Here is a 17673-nt window from a genome sequence, read left to right as displayed (position 1 = left end):
TTCAATAGATGCTTATGGAATGATTACCATCGAAATCGTACGTTCTGTGCCTTCCTCTAAACTTTTCATATTGTAGTACTTTTCCATTAATGTACTTAATTCCGATTGAAAATCGCTCAATGAATCATCCGTTAAATTCATTTTTACTAGTGAAAATGTTGATTGGTCCTGAGATTGATTTGTGCCGAGACTTTCGTGGTAGTTTTTATAACCTTGCAAAATGTACATGAAGAAGTAAGTAACAAATTTTATTTTTTCATTGTATGTGGCAGACTGCCATTCTTCTTCACTAATTTTATATGCTTGCGTATTTAAGGCATATAATTTCTCTTCAACTTTACCGCTGCGATTTAAGCCAACAATTTTTAACAAGTCGTCCTCTACCATTGAATTTACGTGCCGATACAACGTCGCTTGTGATACTTCTTTCAGCAATTTATTGAGTTCCAAAATGGATAAGCCTTCATCTCTATCTATTAATTCCAAAGCGATTTTAAACCTAACTTGATTTTTAAATAAATCGAATTCCATGTAACTTCATCTCCTATTTTCTATGTACTTAGTTAGCTAGTATATATTCTTTCGAGTCATTTACCAACTGACTAAATGCGTCTACCCTTATCCGAACAAACTTATGCGTATATGCAATTACTAGGCTATTAGTTAATTTATCAGTTGACTTATATATTATCATTATTGATAATGATAATATATAAGTAGGAGGGAGATAGATATGAATACTGACGTTACAGCTTTATTTGAAATTGAATGGTCTACAATACTTCCTTTTTTAGTGCCTGTTGTCCTTTTAAATGTATTGCTCATTGGAGTTGCTTTATACGATTGGGTCAAAAGGAAAGATTTGATCGCCACACCCTATATATGGTTGATGGCCATTCTATTGGTCCAGTCGTTGGGACCGATTTTGTATTTAGTCATTGGAAGGAAGGTCATTCGAAATGATTACAGTCGAAAATCTTGATAAGACCATCAACAAACGCAAGATTTTAAGCGATATCTCCTTTTCAATTTCAAAAGGAGAATGCGTAGGTTTGTTAGGACCGAACGGGGCAGGCAAAACGACACTTATTAAATGCATGACTGGAATTTTGCGGTACGAAAAAGGAGTCATTCAGTTCAATTCGGTCCCCATTGCGCAACACAAGAAGAATATTGGCTATCTGTCACAACATACAGATTTTAAATCGTGGATGACCTGCGAAGAATCACTGCAGTTCTTTGGAAAGTTATCAGGGCTTGATGATGATTTATTAAAAGAGTATATTTCGGTCGTTTTAGAAGAAGTCGGGCTAAAAGAAAAGGGAAATTATAAAGTGGAACAATTATCCGGTGGAATGAAACAGCGTCTTGGGATTGCACAAGCCATTTTGCACAAACCCCAGTTATTAATCTTGGATGAACCGGTTTCTGCTTTAGACCCCATCGGTAGAAATGAAATGAAAAAGTTAATCAACCGATTAAAGAAGCGCACAACCATTATTATTTCGACTCATATTTTAGATGATGCCAGCGAATTTTGCGATCGATACCTTATTTTAAATAACGGACTAATTGTTGGAAACATACACGCCGAATCTTCGAAATCAGACCGGAAAAGAATACTAGTGACAGTTGAAAATTCACCCCCACCACCCGTGAATTTTCTCAGTCCAACTTTTAAGAAAAGTGAATGGATATCAAAGAACACTCTTCTGTTAACGGGAGTTGAAGAACTGGACTTGCAGGACGTAATCAACGATTTTGCCCATACAGAACTAAACATTACTGCCATCGCTTTTTATGAAAAAGGATTAGAAGACATTTTCTTAGAGATGGTGTCGGCCACATGACAAAATTTTATACATTAGCGCGCACGGAACTCGTAGAAGCCATGAAAGAATTTAAGTTCATCTGGTTAACGCTGTTTTTCGTCATTCTCGGTGTAACTCAACCTTTGATTAATAAATACATGGAAGTCATTCTCAAAAATGTAGGTGGAACCGATGGCATCACACTCGATCCAAACAGACCGATTCCCTCCTCTGCCGAAGTGCTTCTGTCTACAATTTCCGGTCAGTTCAATCAAATCGGTCTTATCATTTTAATTATTAGTTTTATGGGGCTGATTGCAGCTGACCGCAACAATGGCATGCAAGATTTTATTTTAACCCGGCCCGTTTCACTTCAGTCCTACCTTTTATCCAAACTGGCAAGCCATTGGATGATTAGTATGTTTAGTATCTCCATCGGTGCAGTGGTTTCTTATCTCTACACCGTGCTATTATTCGGGACTTTGTCTTTTTCAAGCTTTCTTTTCTTCCTGATTTTATACAGCCTTTGGATTCTATATGTAGTGAGTTTAGCCATTCTGATTAGTACGTTCGTTAAGAGCCCCATACTCATTGCAGTCGCAACCATTCTCGTATCTATGGCTTGTGTCCTACTTAAAGGATTCAATCACCTTGTATTTCAGCTTTCACCAGGTGGCATTTTAAACTTGGCTGAGCAACACTTACTGTCGATTCAGGACTTGAATTACTTCAGTATCGGAACTTGTTTCTTTTTTATTTCATGCAATATTTCCTTAGCCTACCTGAAAATAAAAAACTCATAAGAAGTAAGTTCAAGTGAATAGAGTGAGGGGATGCGCTTTGATCGATTTCCTCTCTCTTTTTATTTACGTAGCTTCCGATAAGCTGCGATATGTAAACTCAACTGTTATATTCCTCTGAAATTTAACATCTATATTATCTTTTATCTAAACTAGCTTTGTATCTTAAATTGAAAAAACTATTTTTCACTGTAAAAAAATAACATCAATTTTAAGTTCTAAAAAAAACCAGTAACCTTTTATGAGGTTACTGGTTTTGCATCTTTAACTACTGGTAGTCGACTGACAGATTGTAGATTAGTTTTTTTATAAGGTATAGAACGTCACCAAGTTTCATCAAGGTGTTGAGCGTAGTAAGAGATCCCTCTTTTGAAGTATTGAAGATGTTCATCAGAAGTCGTTTCCATTAGATTAGCCAAAACAATCTCCATCGCCCGTTTATAATCTTTTGAATTATACAGAGCCATTGAGTAAAAGATTTGGAGACCACGGTGCTCAGGAAACTCTGTTACACCTCGGTGTAGCGTCTCTACTGCTTCTTGATAGTAACCCAAAGAACGGTAAGTACTGCCAAGGCCCAGCAAACATCTTTGAAGATTCGTTCCTTTAAGCCCCTGATCAATCGCTTTCACGTAATAAGGGATAGCTTCATTCGGAAATCCGGAATTATCATGAACCATTCCGGTCTGGTAGTTTACCTCAGCATGATCTGGATAGGCAGCAACCATTTCTAAAAGAAGAGTACGTGCTTCCTTTAGAATTTCTTGGTCTTGCTTTGCACGTCCTTCTTCACGCATTTTGTTGGCTTTTTCTAACAATAAGTTCAATTTTGTGTCAGCTGTAGTGTTTGCTGTTTTATCATTCATTTTTAAAACTCCCTCAAATGTAGTATTGCAAATGGCAAAGTAACATTATAAAAACAATACTCTGGAAGAGTTAATTAGTTTTGAAAGTGACTTTGTAAAAATATTTTCATCGCCCTTTAATCCTCCTTAACAATCAGGAATGAACCCTAAGGTTCCTTTTCATACTAAGGTTCCTTTTAGTTGAAGTCAATAAAAATTCAAAATAGTCATTTTTTTCAAAGCGTTCGTAAAAGTACACTTTTGCGAACGCTTTAAAAAGGACTAAAAATGACCGGAAAAAGCGTTCGCAAATGTAGTAAATCAATTTACGAACGTTCGGGAATTACAGACGCTTTTACGAACGCTTTTTAGTTAGAATAAGAGGAAAAAATCGTTTACTGAGATGAATTATGCACCCTCGCAAATTTGATTGCATACGCGTCAAATCGGAAGCACTGATCGGAATATTTATTTAGATAAGCAGCGTAGTAAAAATTTTTGAGAGTTCCAACAAACCATTACTCAAACACGTTATTCGAAAATTCGACATAGTAGTGCTAGATATGCGATTACTCGGTACGACTCCATATAAAGATAGTGTGTAGAACCTTTATTGCAGACTCTTTCGTCAGCGTCTTTCTACGTCCGGATGGCTAGATCATTCGCCTTCTTACGTCATTGATACATTCTCAAGCAGTGTCCCAATTTTCTTGTGATAAAATTTGGCTCTTTAAAAAATCAGGTAATTTCTTTCTATTTATAGTGACTTTTAAGCTATAATGACTTGTGAGTTATATTTTGTAAATAGAGAAGAGTGGTATGTATGAAAAAGACATTTTTATACTTATTCGGAGTCATTATTTTGTTGGCACTCCCTATTATCATATGGTTTTTTAAAGATGAAAAAACAGTCACTATTGCAATCATTGATAAAACGGTTCCTACTGAAAGCTACCGGGAACATAAAGGCCTGACTTGGCTATTAAATCATCAACGTTACGTAAGTGAATCTGGAGAAGCTTATCTGGCCGACACAGATTATTATGGCTTCGTCCCTAATGAAAAAGAAGAAAGCTACACTACTCGTGATTTACCCGGTGACTTGTCTGGAACTGACCTGATCTATCTTGCAGATTCCTACGGAGTTTACGCAGAAAATTTACCATGGCAAACGACCGACAAAAAGCCTGGCAGTTCATCCATGATTACCGGCGGACTGAGTATGGCTGAGTGGAACACGATTAAGCAACAAGTTCAAGCTGAAGGCACTGATTTGGTAATGGAGTTTAATACATTTGCTTCTCCAACGCCTAAAGAAGTCGCAACAGACATAAACAAATTTCTTGGCTTGGAGTGGAGTGGCTGGAGTGGTCGTTACTTTGTCGATCTTGACTCTTCTGACAGTGAAATCCCTCAATGGATTATTGATAACTACGAGAAAAATGAGGCCAAGTGGCATTTTAAAGGTGCTGGATTTATATTGGTTAATGACGATACCGGCGAAATTGTAGTTCTTTCTGAAGAAGCAGGTGAAATCGGTTCTGACGGTCTTCATCTTACCTTTACTGAACAAGGCACCGCTCAATTCAACTTAACGGATAGCCCTTCTTTTGGTTATTGGTTTGATATTAATGAAGCCACTGAAGGAACGGATGTCTTAGCAGATTATCAGTGGGACCTGCAAGCTACAGGTAGTGAAAAGCTGGAAAAAGCAGGAATTCCACAGAGCTTTCCAGCTGTATTCCACCAGTCTAAATACGGTGCAAATCTATACTATTTTGCAGGTGATTTTGTCGATATTGACGATGTTCCAAACTTTTACCGTTATTCTGGTTTTGCAAAAATGCGCTCATTCCTTTCCATGGAATCGTTAGATGCTGAAAAGAGTTTTTATTGGAAGACCTATGTACCAATGATGGAAGCTATTTTAGCAAATGCAGAAGACAAAGAATCACAAGTTACAGCAGTTAAAGAAGTTGCTAAGGAAGAAGGTATTTCTTATCCTTCCCGTGTAAACGGACAGACATTCGAAGTGTATGAAGATGGCGAATGGCAGCCATTTACGATTAAAGGCGTTAATATGGGCATGGCTAAGCCCGGAACGTTTCCTGGAGAAGCCGCAATCTCGCGTGAGGAATACGACCGCTGGTTTAAAGCGATCGGTGAGATGAATGCCAATGCGATTCGTGTGTATACGCTTCACCCGCCTGCTTTCTATGAAGCATTTGCTGCTTATAATGCAAGTGCTAAACAGCCACTTTACCTGTACCACGGCGTCTGGATTGATGAAGAGCCACTAGTTGAAACACTCGACGCCTTTACTCCTGAGATTACTGAGCGTTTCCAAAATGAGGTTCAGAAAATAGTAGACGTTATTCACGGTGATGCTGTTGTCGAACAAGAACCTGGCCATGCATATGGTACCTATAAAACTGACATCTCCTCTTACGTTATTGGTTGGATGATTGGTATCGAATGGTATCCGTTTACGGTTCAACAAATGGAACTTGATTATCCTGAGCTTGGTGATTTTCAAGGTACGCATGTATACACAGAAGAGGCCAACCCGATGGAAAATTGGTTGGCACAGCAGCTGGACTTGTTAGCATCGTACGAACTAGATACCTACCAAAGTATGCGTCCTTTGAGTTTTACTAACTGGGTAACGACAGATAATGTGGACCAACCAGCAGAGCCAAGTGAACAAGAAGATATGGCAACTGTCGATCCAAATCACATTAAAACCAAAGGCATCACGGATACAGTTGGCATGTTCGCTTCTTATCATGTGTACCCGTACTATCCAGATTTCTTGAATTTAGAAGAACGATACACTGAATACGTAGACCACCGCGGGGAATTCAATAACTACGCCGGCTACTTGAAGGATTTGAACAATTCTCACGATATGCCAATTGTCATCGCCGAGTTCGGTATTCCTTCTTCTCGCGGCATGACTCATGAAAATCCGTTCGGTTGGAACCAAGGGTTTATCTCTGAACAACAGCAAGGCGAAATCGTCAGCCATATGTATGAGGATATCCTTGAAGAAGGACTGATGGGCGGTATGGTTTTCACATGGCAAGATGAGTGGTTTAAGCGTACGTGGAATACGATGGAGTATGACAATCCAAACGAACGGCCATTTTGGTCCAATGCTCAAACAAATGAGCAGCAATTCGGATTGTTGAGCTTTGATCGTCATAAAGTGAAAGTCGATGGTGAAGATGATTGGCAAGATGGGCAAAAGCTATACGAAAAAGACAACGGTGCCCTCAGAACCTTGACCATGGATTCAGATGAGCGCTACGTTTACATCAAAGCCCAATTCGATCCTACCGATAAAACCTGGTGGACTGAACAGGATTTCAATTTGTACTTTAGTATTCGTGAAGACCAAGGCATTGCAGTTGATGCGTTGGGGAAAACAGAATTTCTCGCAGATTTTCAGTTGAAGATGAACGACTTAAAACAAGCACAAATGCAAGTTGCAGGCGATTATGACAGCTTCTATTATGATTATCACAACCGTTTAGAGATGATTCCTGCAGAAGAAAATATTGAGTCGACTTTCCATCCGATTCGACTCGCATTGAACAAAGAATTTGTGCGTCCCGATACTGGAGAAACACTGCCATTTTCTTCTTATGAAACCGGTGTTTTCCGATTTGGTATTGCCAATCCGGAGCATGAAAACTATGATTCTTTGAACGATTATTACTACGATGAAAAAACAGGCATCATGGAAATTCGAATTCCTTGGATGTTGCTGAATGCTAAAGATCCCGCAAAACGAGAATTTGCAGGGGATCTTCAAAAAGACGGCATTGAGGCTTCGAGAACAATTGAAGGGATAGATGTCGCTGCTAGTTTAACGGATGATAATGGTAAAGCAACTGAAACCTTTACTGCAACTCAAGCAGCCCAGTATTCATGGGACACATGGGGACTGCCACAATCCAAAGAACGCTTGAAGCAATCGTATTACATTCTTCAAGAAACTTTTGGCAATACTCAGTGATATTAACCGGACATGTTAGTAGCGTGTCCGGTTTTTGGTTTTATAGATGAGTAAATCATAAAAAAACAGCAAGGTTGGCCGGTATGGCTCAACCTTGCTGTTTTTTAGGGTGTCATCGTTTTCCAGCTATCTACGTGGTGAATCGCGACGCCGCCAAAACCAGTTATCCCAGCATAGTGTGCAGTTACTGCAGCTAATTCACCTTCCATGAAAGTTTCGCCCTCTTCATAGAAAGAAATGTTGTCGCCTTCATCAGTTTCACCAGTTTCAACTCCGACTACTACTGATTTGCCGTATTTTTCTGCATAGGCCACTTCGTTCTTTACAAGTTCTGTAATCAAAGCAGCAGAATCTCTGTAAGCCATCAAGGTCACACTATGTGTGTTGGCAATCACCCACTCAGCAAGTATCCCTTTGCCATAAATATTTTTATAAGTGATTTCATCAAACCAAAAAGGCAAATCTGCTTCAAGGGGTAAGTTCATTGCAGCTGTACTAGCACTAGCTTTACTCAAAAGGGCTTGATAGGATTTTACAGTGGCCGCTCGGTTCGTATTCCAACCGCTATAAAGGTAAGGCTCTACATCCAAATGAACACCTGCAAATTTTTGAGCTTGCAAAGCACCTTGTTGATAAGACGATAACCAGTTCATCAACCGATCTTGCTTGGTAAAGCCCTTTGGTGCTACCCAGTCACTAGCACCGTCCAATGCGTAAATCGTCATTCCTAATAGTCCCGCTTTTTCAATAAACCTTTTATAGACATCCACTGGAATATCCGCGTCAATCTGCATGTAGACTTTATTGACATCCTTACTGTCTAAAAAAGCAAGGGTTCCCGCTTCATCGCTATAAATCATCCACGGATTCCATAACCAGGTAGCTTTGACTTCCGTCTCAGCTGCTTGTGCACTCACTCCATTTTGTGTCAGCATAATCAACAAACACACACCTGCCATTATTATTTTTTTCATCTTCTGATATCCTCCCATTCTGTAAGCCGGAGCTCAAAGAACGAGACCCTGGCAACCAGACGACCTTGCGTTTTTCAACGGGTAGGCTCATGGCTTTGCGTCCTCCTCTTTCGATGGAGTTTGCCTTTTTCAGATTTTCATTATTATATGTTAATTTATGAGATTTTACTACCTTTTTTAAATAGCCCTTTCAAATTGTGAAGTTTAAGGCAATAATCAACAGTAGGATTTGTCTACATCTTTTATTACTAAGGAGTGACCTACACTGTCTACAGCAATACGTGAAGACGAAATTACATTGGCATTAATTCAGTCTTTACAAGAAGGCAACAGTAATGAATTTCAGGCAATATTGAGTGAACTCCAACCTTACGATATAGGTGTTCATTATCGACATTTGCCAGAAAAACATCGAAACAAATTTTTGTTGTATTTAACGATTTTTCAACTCACAGATTTAATGCAAGAGCTGCCTAAAACAGAGCAAGTCGAAATTCTGCAAAAATTGGGTGTAGAAAAATCAAAAAAAGTGTTGGATCGTATGGATAACGATGATTTGGCTTTATTCCTAGATGATTTAGAGCCTGATCGCATTAACGAATTGTTATCTCAAATTAACCAAGACGATTCTAAATTTGTTCAAAGAACGATCAATTATCCGCCAGAAACTGCAGGACGTCTTATGAATAATCGTTACGTATGGATTCCACGGCATTATACAATTCGAGATGCTATTGATAAAATCAAGCATTTTGCAGAAATAGCGGAGTATCTCAATTACCTTTACGTAGTAGACGAAGATAAAAAACTACGCGGCGTGATTTCCTATAAGGATTTAATTCTTGGAAATCTTGAGGATAAAGTAGAAGACATTATGTACAACCGCGTCGTCAAAGCTGATGTATTGATGGACCAAGAAGATGTGGCACACATCATTAGCCGCTATGACTTTGTGACATTGCCCATTGTGGAACATGACAATACACTCGCAGGGGTTGTAACGGTTGATGACGTCATTGATGTCGTGATGCAAGAAGCCAATGAAGACATTGAAAAACTTTCGGCATCTGGTAAATCGATTGATTTTAATACTCCGGCTTGGACGGCAGCTTATCGTCGCCTTCCTTGGCTAATCCTCCTGCTGTTCATTGGTCTATTTTCAGGCAGCATCATTAGCCGTTTTGAAGATACGTTGCAAGCAGTTGTCGCATTAACCTTTTTTATGCCGTTGATTGCTGGGATGACTGGAAATACCGGCACACAATCCCTATCTGTTGTTGTTCGTGGACTAGCTTCGCAAAAGCTAGATTTCAAGCAAACCGTTAAACTGATCATCCGAGAATTATGGGTCGGCATCATTATTGGCGTGATTTGTTCTGTTCTTATTTTATTGATTGCTTATGTATGGCAAGGTAGCTTTATTTTAGGAATTGTCGTGGGTGGCTCTCTATTAATGACTTTAATTATTGGTACTTTAGCCGGAACTATTATCCCACTGATTCTGTACCGATTCAATATTGATCCAGCCGTTGCTTCCGGTCCACTGATTACTACCATCAACGATATTCTATCTCTGCTCATTTATTTTGGAATGGCCACACTGTTCATTTCACAATTGATGTAAGAAAAGTCCCTGAGTAAAACTTTCACTAAAAATAATTACTGACTCAACGTATGGTGATTCGCACTTTTTCAGGCAAATAACTTTATACCAAGTAAGACACTAGGTATAATAGGTTGTAATCGAAGGAGGCGCGCTTATGACCATTCCAAAACCCCTTGTTCAAACCAATCAGACGTTTGTTGTCGTTACTGTCGTAGCGGCGTTGTTGTTCCATCCAGCCATTTTACTGTTGCCGTTTGTTGTTGGAGCTTATACATTAGTGACAAAGAAAAATCCAGTGATTCAATTGGGCCATCTCTTTTTGAAAAAGCCGGCGGCAAGTTATCAGCAAGAAGATAAAGATCAGCAATTGTTTAACCAGTGGATTGCGACAATTTCCTTAGGACTGTCCTTGATTTTCTTTTCTTTTGGCATACCATCGTTGGGCTTTGTCTTCAGTATTATGGTCATTATCGCAGCAGGTGTTGCGTTGATGGGCTATTGTATCGGCTGTACGATTCGCTTCCGGTACATGATGTGGAAGCATAATCGAACAAAAGTGCAGGTATAAAAAAGACAGGGAGCAAATTGCTCTCTGTCTTTTTTCGATGATAGAACCTTTACTTTACTTGGCCATTGCCACGCACGATGTACTTAGTCGATGTTAAAGCAGGCAAGCCCATTGGTCCACGTGCATGAAGTTTTTGCGTACTAATACCAATTTCGGCACCAAAACCAAATTCAAACCCATCTGTAAATCGAGTGGATGCGTTGTGATAAACAGCGGAAGCATCGATTTCCATAAAAAATTGATCGACGTTTTCCGAGTTTTTCGAAATGATTGCTTCGGAATGCTTTGTACCATACGTATTGATATGCTGAATCGCTTCACTGACACCAGCTACAATTTTCATCGCTACCTCTAATCCCAAGTACTCCGTTCCCCAATCCTCTTCCTTTGCAGGGATAACATCAGGAGAGCGTTTTTGTACGGATTCGTCCCCATGAATAGTTACTTGTTGAGCCAGTAGCGCACTTAGCAACAGTGGCAAATGCTTGTCCGCCCAATCTTTATGAACCAAAATACTTTCACAGGCATTACAAACAGAAGGTCGCTGTATTTTAGCATTTAATGCGATATCAATCGCCATTTGAACAGTTGCTGTCTCATCAATATAAATATGGCAATTCCCTGCTCCCGTTTCTAATACTGGAACTGTAGCGTTTTGAACGACCGTCTGAATCAATTTAGCGCCTCCACGAGGAATGAGCACATCTAAATATTTGTTGAGTTTGAACAGATGAGAAGCTGCTTCTCTACTTGTATCTTCCATCAATTGTACCGAATCAATAGGCAATTCACTGTTCTCAAGAGCTCTGTGAATCACCGCCACGATGGCTTTGTTGGAGTGTATTGCTGTAGAACTACCTCGCAGTACCACTGCATTGCCGGTTTTTAAGCACAAACTAGAAGCATCAACAGTAACATTCGGACGTGCTTCGTAGATCATTCCCACAACGCCTAAAGGCACACGAATTTTAGACATGGTTAAACCGTTTGGCCGTTCCCACTTTTCTAATACTTCACCAACAGGATCTGCTAGTTTTGTCAATTGAATCAAGGCATCAGCCATTTCCGTTAAGCGGTCTCCATCTAATTTCAAACGGTCTAGTAACGACTCACTCATGCCATTTTGGCGTCCTACTTCAATATCTTTGCAGTTTTCCTCCAAAATAAAGGCTTGTTCTTTTAGTAATTGCGCTGAAATAGAACGCAATGCATTATTTTTTTGCTTTGTTGTCGATTTTGCTAATACTGCTGAAGCTTGTTTTGCTAGTTGCGCTTTTTGTATCAGTTCACTTGTAGACGTTTGCTGTTCTTGGAGAAGTTCAGTCATTCTGATGCCCCTTTCGATTTTCCATGCTTCAAACACTCATTGTCGTTTTTACGCCAATGTAAGTTCCATCGCCTTTGCCTTTGAAAATATCAACTAATTTTTCACTGCCCGTTCCCGAACCGATAAATACTTGAACTCCGAAAGCTAACGCCGTTCGAGCTGCTTCAACTTTTGATTTCATACCGCCTGTACCCACAGTGGAGCTATCTGAGGAAGTGGCATCTATTAATTCATCGGGGATTTCGTGAAGGTGAAGGTATTTTTGCGCTTGCGGATTTGTTCTTGGGTTGTCCTGGTAAATGCCGTTAATATCTGTCAAAATCATTAAAATATCTGCATGCACAAGACCACTGACCAATGCTGATAACATATCATTGTCACCAAAAGTCAACTCTTCTGCGGAAACCGAATCATTCTCATTGATGATGGGTAAGACGTTGCGTTCTAATAACTTGGAAATTGTCGCATTGGCGTTTTTATAAAGATCTTTCGTCAGCAGTAACTGTGCAGCCACAATACGGTGTTTCTTGCATTCGTCTGCATATGCCTGCGATAATAGGCTCTGCCCCACTGCTGCTGCTGATTGTTTGTCGACCACTGTGTCCGGTCGCGATAAATAGCCCATGCCCATACATCCCGCAGCGACTGCTCCAGACGATATCAATATGACTTCATGTCCATGTGTTCTTAAGCTGGCCAGCGCATCCACATGCTCGCGTAACTTCTCAATCGACAGTTTGCCTTCATCGTCCGTTAATGAGCTGCTGCCGATCTTCACTACAATCCTTTTCTTCTCCATGTGCAGTCACCACCCGTTTTTGATAAATAAAAAAGTTCTTCCATTTTACCTAAAAGCGGAAGAACTTTGACTCCATGACTCTTTCGACAAGTTTGTGTGAATCTCTTTAATAGAGTTATTATGCACTCTCTTGTATTTTAAGTCAATAAAATAAAAAGAATATTTAAATTTTATTCTATTTAACAGTATTCACTTAATATTCTTTATGTATATTTATGCATAAAATAAATGACTCTATAAACTTTTTAGATTAAGGGAACTTTAATTACGTCAAGACAATTAAAAAAAGCATGGAACACTAACTCCATGCTTCAGACTATAGACAACGTCTTATCAAACTAAATAGTGATGTATAATCTCCAACTGGGCTGGCCACTTCGCTTGGTGTGGAGAATCCTAGATGCACACAAAAAAATGAATAAGTATTCTTTTGTCTACAAGCTGAAACAGACTCATTGAGATGAGTCTGTTTACATGGATCACTTAAGCTATCGCTTGTGGCAATCTTTTGGTCGCTTTTATGGGCAATAATTCTTCCATTCGATTTTACTTGTCATCAATTGTGACTTTTGCTTTTAGTAAATCAAAAATGATTTTAGCGTGATCTGTATTATCGAGCTGTCCTGCAAACTTTCGACTTGCCGGACCGTATGCATAAACGGGTACATCTTCTCCCGTGTGACCACTAGTTGTCCAGCCCGTGTTTGAGCGTTTATCAAAAATCTTTTCAATAGAATCATCGATAACTGTAACGTCATTACTCTTTTCTACTTTTTTTACCATGTCCACTTCTTCAGCAGTTAGATCCAGATCAATGTACTCGTGTAAGGTTTCTTCAACACTAGCACCGTCAACAATTTGCTGCGCCATGAAGTCTGGCGTCCGCTTTGCCGCTTTAATCGGTTCCGTAAGCCAATTGTAAACACCATCTGCACCTATCGAAAAACCGCCTGTCGAATGGTCCGCAGTTGCTACGACTAACGTATTCCCATCTTTTTTAGCAAATTCTATTGCTGCCTGAAATGCTTTGTCGTAGTCTTCCATTTCGCTCATTGCGGCTATGATATCATTATCGTGTCCTGACCAGTCGACTTGGCTACCTTCTACCATGAGGAAGAATCCATCTTTATCCTCTGATAAACGATCAATTGCGGATGTCGTCATTTCTTCTAATGAAGGGATGTTCTCATCACGGTCGATCATTTTAGGAAGACCTGCGGGTGCAAACAATCCAAGCACCTGCTCGCCATCGTCACTGAGTAATTCGTCTCGGTCAGTGACATAGCTGTAGCCGTCTTTTTGAAACTCTTTCGTAAGGTTACGGTCTGTTCGATCGAATAACTCGGTTCCTCCTCCTAGCAGAACATCCACTTTGTGCTCACCATCAATTGATTTGTCGTAATAGTCATCGGCAATCGCGGTCATATTTTTTCGTGCAAGATCGTGAGCTCCGTATGATGCCGGAGTTGCATGTGTAATTTCAGAAGTTGCAACCAATCCTGTGGCTTTGCCTTTTTTCTTTGCAGCTTCGAGTATGGTTGAGGAATTGTTTAGCTTTTGTAAAATAATAAATAAAGCATTTTAGGCAACACAAAAGGGGCTGCACTCAAAAGTCATTTGTTCATGACCTTTGGAGACAGCCCCTTCTACTTAATTAGCAGTAGATGAAGTTGTATTTTTTGCTAATAGTAAATACGCAAGTAGGGCGATTGTGCACATCGAAAAAATAACAAGTCCCATCGGAACAGCCGTATTTTCTCCGGCAATCCCTACTAACGGTGCAGTCGCAGCCCCTAGGATAAAAGGCAATAGCCCAAGTAACGCAGAAGCACTTCCTGCTACGTGACCTTGACTTTCCATAGCAAGAGTAAAAGAGGCTGTCCCCACTACACCAATCGACATGATGAAAAAGAAAATTGGAATCACCACTGCCCACAGAGGTCCTTGTATGAACACGACAGCTAATAACACTGCACCAGCAAGCGTTGCGGTATAGAGAGCCGTTTCTAAAAGTTTCTTTTCAGACCATCTATAAGAAAATCGGCCAACAGCGTAGCTACCCATAATCAGCCCAATGCCATTCATCCCAAAGAGCACACTAAACATTTGAGGGGAAGTCCCGTAGATGTTTTGATAGATAAAAGGAGTACCCGATACATAAGCAAAAACACCGCCGATTAAAAAGCCTTGTGCTAACGCATACCCTGTAAATTGGCGATTTCTTAAAATTCCTGCAAAGTTACCGAATGTTGATTTTAGATTACTTGGTACTCGTTTTTCAGACGGTAAACTTTCTGTTAAACGAAAAGCCGAAAGAAGTAACAGAACAATTCCTAGTGTCGTTAACAGCATGAAAATCCCTTTCCAATCTGCAAACAATAAGACGCCGCTACCAATAGAAGGCGCAATTAACGGTACTAAATTACCAATAACCATTAATAACGCAAACAACCGTGTCAGTTCTGGTCCACTACTGACATCCCGCACAATTGCCCGGGAAATAACAAGTCCACCAGAAGCTGCTAAGCCTTGTATAAAGCGTAGGAAAACAAATAGATAAATGTTCGGAGCAAATATACAAGCGATTGATGCGACAATATAAGCCACTAAAGAAATTAATAACGGTTTTCGTCTTCCGTGCATATCGCTAAGTGCACCAGCAATCAATTGGCCGATTGCTAGTCCTAACAAGCATGCTGTTAAGCTTAATTGAACAGAACTAGCATTTGTTTCATAAACGTCCGCTAAAATTGGGAACGCTGGTAAATACATATCAATGGTAAATGGCACTAAAGTAGTCAACGCACCCATCAGTAAAATAAATTGGTTGCGTTTTAGACCAGTTGAACTTCCCACTCGTTTTACACCTTCTTTTCTTCTATTACTTATCTATGCTAAGCAAGCTTTAGTCAGCTGCACGCAGTGACATTTTCTGTTTTGTGATAAAAACTCAGTTTGTCTCTGTAAGTTTTGTGAATGACATAACTAAAAAACCCATAGCTATTAGTTTATCACAATGGATAAGCTAACAGCTATGGGTTGAAATAGAGCGATTAAAAAGATTTTTTTATTTTACTTCTACTGTCCAACCAAGTGTATCTTCAATTTTCCCTGTTTGGATTCCTGTAATCGTGTCGTATAGCTTTTGTGACAACTCACCAATTTCATGGTTATTAACGATCATTTTTTTACCTTTGTAGTTTAGTTCTCCTACCGGTGAAATAACTGCAGCTGTACCTGTACCAAAGACTTCTTCTACGTGGCCCGCTTCATAAGCTTCATACAACTCATCAATAGAAACGCGTTTTTCTGTTACAGCGATTCCCCATGTGCCGAGCAATTCAATAATGGACATGCGCGTAATGCCTTTTAAGATACTGCCATTTAACTCAGGTGTTACGACTTCCCCATTTATTTTGAAGAAGATGTTCATGCTGCCAACTTCTTCAATGTATTTTTTCTCAACACCATCGAGCCACAAGACATCCGCGTTGCCTTCTTTTTTAGCATCTGCTTGTGCTTGGTAGCCTGACGAATAGTTTCCTGCTGTTTTGGCCATACCCGTTCCACCTTTGACAGCCCGAGTAAATTTCTCTTCTACATGAATGACTACTGGCTGAAGACCGCCTGAGAAATAAGAGCCTACCGGCGACAAAATGACCATATATTTATAGGTTTGAGAAGGTCCGACTGCTAAATTTGCATCTGTTGAAATAATATAAGGGCGGATATAAAGAGAAGTTCCAGGCGTTTTGGGTACCCACTCTTTTTCCAATTTGACTAATTGCATTAAATGCTCGAGCGCTAGTTGCTCATCGATTGCTGGAATGCTTAGACGTTCGCTAGAAAGATTGAGACGTTCAAAGTTTTTCTCAGGACGGAATAACAGAATGCGGCCGTCTTCTGTATGATAAGCCTTCATGCCTTCAAAAACTGTTTGACCGTAATGGAAGATCATCGCTGCCGGATCTAAGCTAATGGGTCCATAGGGTACAATTTTAGGATCATACCAACCTTTTTCTGTTTGGTATTCGAGCATATACATATGATCTGTAAAGGTAGTCCCGAATGGCACTTGGTCTTTCACCGGCTTTTCTTTTTTGCTGGTATTGTTAATAACTTCAAGTTGCTGTGTTGTCATTGTCAGGACTCCTTCTATCAAAATAATTATAATTATCAGTTATATGAATAATTATACACGTTCATTCTCTTCTTTAATAGCTTCTCTATGCATTATTCTAAAATCATGATAAAAGACCTGTTTTTTCAAAAAAAAAGACCATTCAGCGAATGATCTCAATAAAGTGTGCCAGAATCTTGGCAGTTAATCCCCAAATGACTTTGTCACCATAAATGTAAAAATACTCATCTACCTGGCGTGTTCGCCAATTGTAGTTTTCGCCTCCAGCAATCAAATCAAAAGGAAAACTTTCTTCTGGTTGGATATCAAAATTGACACGATAGATTTTCGGTTCCTTTTCCAAGAAAAAAGATAGTGGCACCGTAAAAATGCTGTCAACTTCCGGTGGATTAGGAGTGAATGCCGTTTCTGGATTAATCACACCAGCGAATGTGTAGACGATCATGCCAAAAGGCGAAACGATATAGTCCAACGGATAAATATCTGAGATTTCTGCTCGTTCTATTCCCAATTCTTCAATTGTTTCACGGACTGCCGTGTCTTCTTCTGTCTGATCCTGAAAATCAATTTTCCCACCTGGAAAACAAATTTCTCCGGGCTGATTTCTAAGATCGTAAGAACGAACTTCAAAGAGGACATGGATTTCTCCATCTTTTTCGATAAGAGGTAAAAGAATTGCGTATTTCGAAAATTCCTTATTTCCTAAAACTTCAGGAGTGCGGTTTTTTACTTTTTTCAGCATACTTTGTGGATCCATATCAACACCTCATCTCTTCTTTCC

At 39.7% G+C, this 17673-nt stretch carries 14 protein-coding genes, 1 pseudogene and 1 riboswitch; of the genes and pseudogenes, 6 read left to right on the top strand and 9 right to left on the bottom strand.

The window, feature by feature from the left end; translation table 11 throughout:
* Positions 1-12: 12 nt before the first annotated feature.
* Positions 13-531: a helix-turn-helix domain-containing protein gene (locus QMF37_RS11005; RefSeq protein ID WP_283478335.1), complete on the bottom strand. Its 519-nt coding sequence runs from the start codon at positions 529-531 to the stop codon at positions 13-15.
* Positions 532-733: 202 nt separating this feature from the next.
* Here QMF37_RS11005 and QMF37_RS11000 point away from each other — a divergent pair, with 202 nt between their 5' ends.
* Genes QMF37_RS11000 through QMF37_RS10990 form a run of 3 tightly spaced genes read left to right on the top strand, consistent with a single transcriptional unit; the run spans position 734 to position 2614 of the window.
* Complete coding sequence (locus QMF37_RS11000; protein ID WP_283478334.1) at positions 734-982, top strand: PLDc N-terminal domain-containing protein; 249 nt, start codon at positions 734-736, stop codon at positions 980-982.
* Entirely contained in the window at positions 960-1850 is an 891-nt protein-coding gene (locus tag QMF37_RS10995) for an ABC transporter ATP-binding protein (RefSeq protein ID WP_283478333.1), read from the top strand. Before QMF37_RS11000 ends, QMF37_RS10995 begins: the two co-directional genes overlap by 23 nt.
* Positions 1847-2614, top strand: a complete 768-nt coding sequence (locus QMF37_RS10990) for an ABC transporter permease (protein ID WP_283478332.1) — start codon at positions 1847-1849, stop codon at positions 2612-2614. Before QMF37_RS10995 ends, QMF37_RS10990 begins: the two co-directional genes overlap by 4 nt.
* 320 nt (positions 2615-2934) lie before the next feature.
* Here QMF37_RS10990 and QMF37_RS10985 read toward each other — a convergent pair whose 3' ends face one another.
* Positions 2935-3477 carry a tetratricopeptide repeat protein gene (locus tag QMF37_RS10985; protein WP_283478331.1) on the bottom strand — a complete coding sequence of 181 codons (543 nt, stop codon included), beginning with the start codon at positions 3475-3477 and terminating at the stop codon, positions 2935-2937.
* A gap of 802 nt (positions 3478-4279) precedes the next feature.
* Here QMF37_RS10985 and QMF37_RS10980 point away from each other — a divergent pair.
* Complete coding sequence (locus tag QMF37_RS10980) at positions 4280-7477, top strand: hypothetical protein (RefSeq protein WP_283478330.1); 3198 nt, start codon at positions 4280-4282, stop codon at positions 7475-7477.
* Positions 7478-7581: 104 nt separating this feature from the next.
* On the opposite strand, the gene QMF37_RS10975 is transcribed toward QMF37_RS10980, so the two are convergent.
* A complete protein-coding gene (locus QMF37_RS10975) occupies positions 7582-8451 on the bottom strand; it encodes an amidase (protein WP_283478329.1) in 870 nt (289 codons plus the stop codon).
* A gap of 47 nt (positions 8452-8498) precedes the next feature.
* A riboswitch (cyclic di-GMP riboswitch) is annotated at positions 8499-8586 on the bottom strand.
* A 130-nt stretch (positions 8587-8716) separates the two neighbouring features.
* Between QMF37_RS10975 and mgtE the strand changes: the two genes are divergently transcribed.
* Both mgtE and QMF37_RS10965 read left to right on the top strand, forming a co-directional pair.
* The gene (gene mgtE, locus QMF37_RS10970) at positions 8717-10075 is read left to right on the top strand and encodes a magnesium transporter (RefSeq protein ID WP_283478366.1); all 1359 of its coding nucleotides are present in this window, start codon (positions 8717-8719) and stop codon (positions 10073-10075) included.
* Positions 10076-10211: 136 nt separating this feature from the next.
* Complete coding sequence (locus QMF37_RS10965; protein WP_058383944.1) at positions 10212-10625, top strand: DUF4395 domain-containing protein; 414 nt, start codon at positions 10212-10214, stop codon at positions 10623-10625.
* A 49-nt stretch (positions 10626-10674) separates the two neighbouring features.
* Here QMF37_RS10965 and QMF37_RS10960 read toward each other — a convergent pair whose 3' ends face one another.
* From QMF37_RS10960 to QMF37_RS10935, 6 genes and pseudogenes are all read right to left on the bottom strand, one after another.
* Complete coding sequence (locus tag QMF37_RS10960; RefSeq protein ID WP_283478328.1) at positions 10675-11952, bottom strand: glutamate-5-semialdehyde dehydrogenase; 1278 nt, start codon at positions 11950-11952, stop codon at positions 10675-10677.
* A 28-nt stretch (positions 11953-11980) separates the two neighbouring features.
* A complete protein-coding gene (proB, locus tag QMF37_RS10955; RefSeq protein ID WP_058383942.1) occupies positions 11981-12751 on the bottom strand; it encodes a glutamate 5-kinase in 771 nt (256 codons plus the stop codon).
* A gap of 546 nt (positions 12752-13297) precedes the next feature.
* A pseudogene (locus QMF37_RS10950) lies at positions 13298-14290 on the bottom strand (alkaline phosphatase); the annotation flags it as partial.
* A gap of 111 nt (positions 14291-14401) precedes the next feature.
* Positions 14402-15607 (bottom strand): multidrug effflux MFS transporter, encoded by a 1206-nt coding sequence (locus QMF37_RS10945; RefSeq protein ID WP_071152905.1) that lies wholly within the window; start codon positions 15605-15607, stop codon positions 14402-14404.
* Between the two features lie 211 nt (positions 15608-15818).
* Positions 15819-16892, bottom strand: coding sequence for a branched-chain amino acid aminotransferase (locus tag QMF37_RS10940; RefSeq protein ID WP_058383939.1), 1074 nt, complete (start codon positions 16890-16892; stop codon positions 15819-15821).
* Between the two features lie 142 nt (positions 16893-17034).
* Positions 17035-17649, bottom strand: a complete 615-nt coding sequence (locus tag QMF37_RS10935) for an NUDIX hydrolase (RefSeq protein WP_058383938.1) — start codon at positions 17647-17649, stop codon at positions 17035-17037.
* Positions 17650-17673: the final 24 nt, after the last annotated feature.

Source organism: Planococcus sp. S3-L1, from assembly GCF_030063085.1.
GTDB lineage: Bacteria > Bacillota > Bacilli > Bacillales_A > Planococcaceae > Planococcus > Planococcus kocurii.
The sequence above is the reverse complement of the archived record's forward strand: the minus strand, read 5'-3'. Positions and strand labels throughout refer to the sequence as shown.

Coding starts and splice junctions, on each gene's coding strand:
- QMF37_RS11005 (WP_283478335.1), bottom strand. CDS start 531: ATGGAATTCGATTTATTTAAAAATCAAGTTAGGTTTAAAATCGCTTTG.
- QMF37_RS11000 (WP_283478334.1), top strand. CDS start 734: ATGAATACTGACGTTACAGCTTTATTTGAAATTGAATGGTCTACAATA.
- QMF37_RS10995 (WP_283478333.1), top strand. CDS start 960: ATGATTACAGTCGAAAATCTTGATAAGACCATCAACAAACGCAAGATT.
- QMF37_RS10990 (WP_283478332.1), top strand. CDS start 1,847: ATGACAAAATTTTATACATTAGCGCGCACGGAACTCGTAGAAGCCATG.
- QMF37_RS10985 (WP_283478331.1), bottom strand. CDS start 3,477: ATGAATGATAAAACAGCAAACACTACAGCTGACACAAAATTGAACTTA.
- QMF37_RS10980 (WP_283478330.1), top strand. CDS start 4,280: ATGAAAAAGACATTTTTATACTTATTCGGAGTCATTATTTTGTTGGCA.
- QMF37_RS10975 (WP_283478329.1), bottom strand. CDS start 8,451: ATGAAAAAAATAATAATGGCAGGTGTGTGTTTGTTGATTATGCTGACA.
- QMF37_RS10965 (WP_058383944.1), top strand. CDS start 10,212: ATGACCATTCCAAAACCCCTTGTTCAAACCAATCAGACGTTTGTTGTC.
- QMF37_RS10960 (WP_283478328.1), bottom strand. CDS start 11,952: ATGACTGAACTTCTCCAAGAACAGCAAACGTCTACAAGTGAACTGATA.
- proB (WP_058383942.1), bottom strand. CDS start 12,751: ATGGAGAAGAAAAGGATTGTAGTGAAGATCGGCAGCAGCTCATTAACG.
- QMF37_RS10940 (WP_058383939.1), bottom strand. CDS start 16,892: ATGACAACACAGCAACTTGAAGTTATTAACAATACCAGCAAAAAAGAA.
- QMF37_RS10935 (WP_058383938.1), bottom strand. CDS start 17,649: ATGGATCCACAAAGTATGCTGAAAAAAGTAAAAAACCGCACTCCTGAA.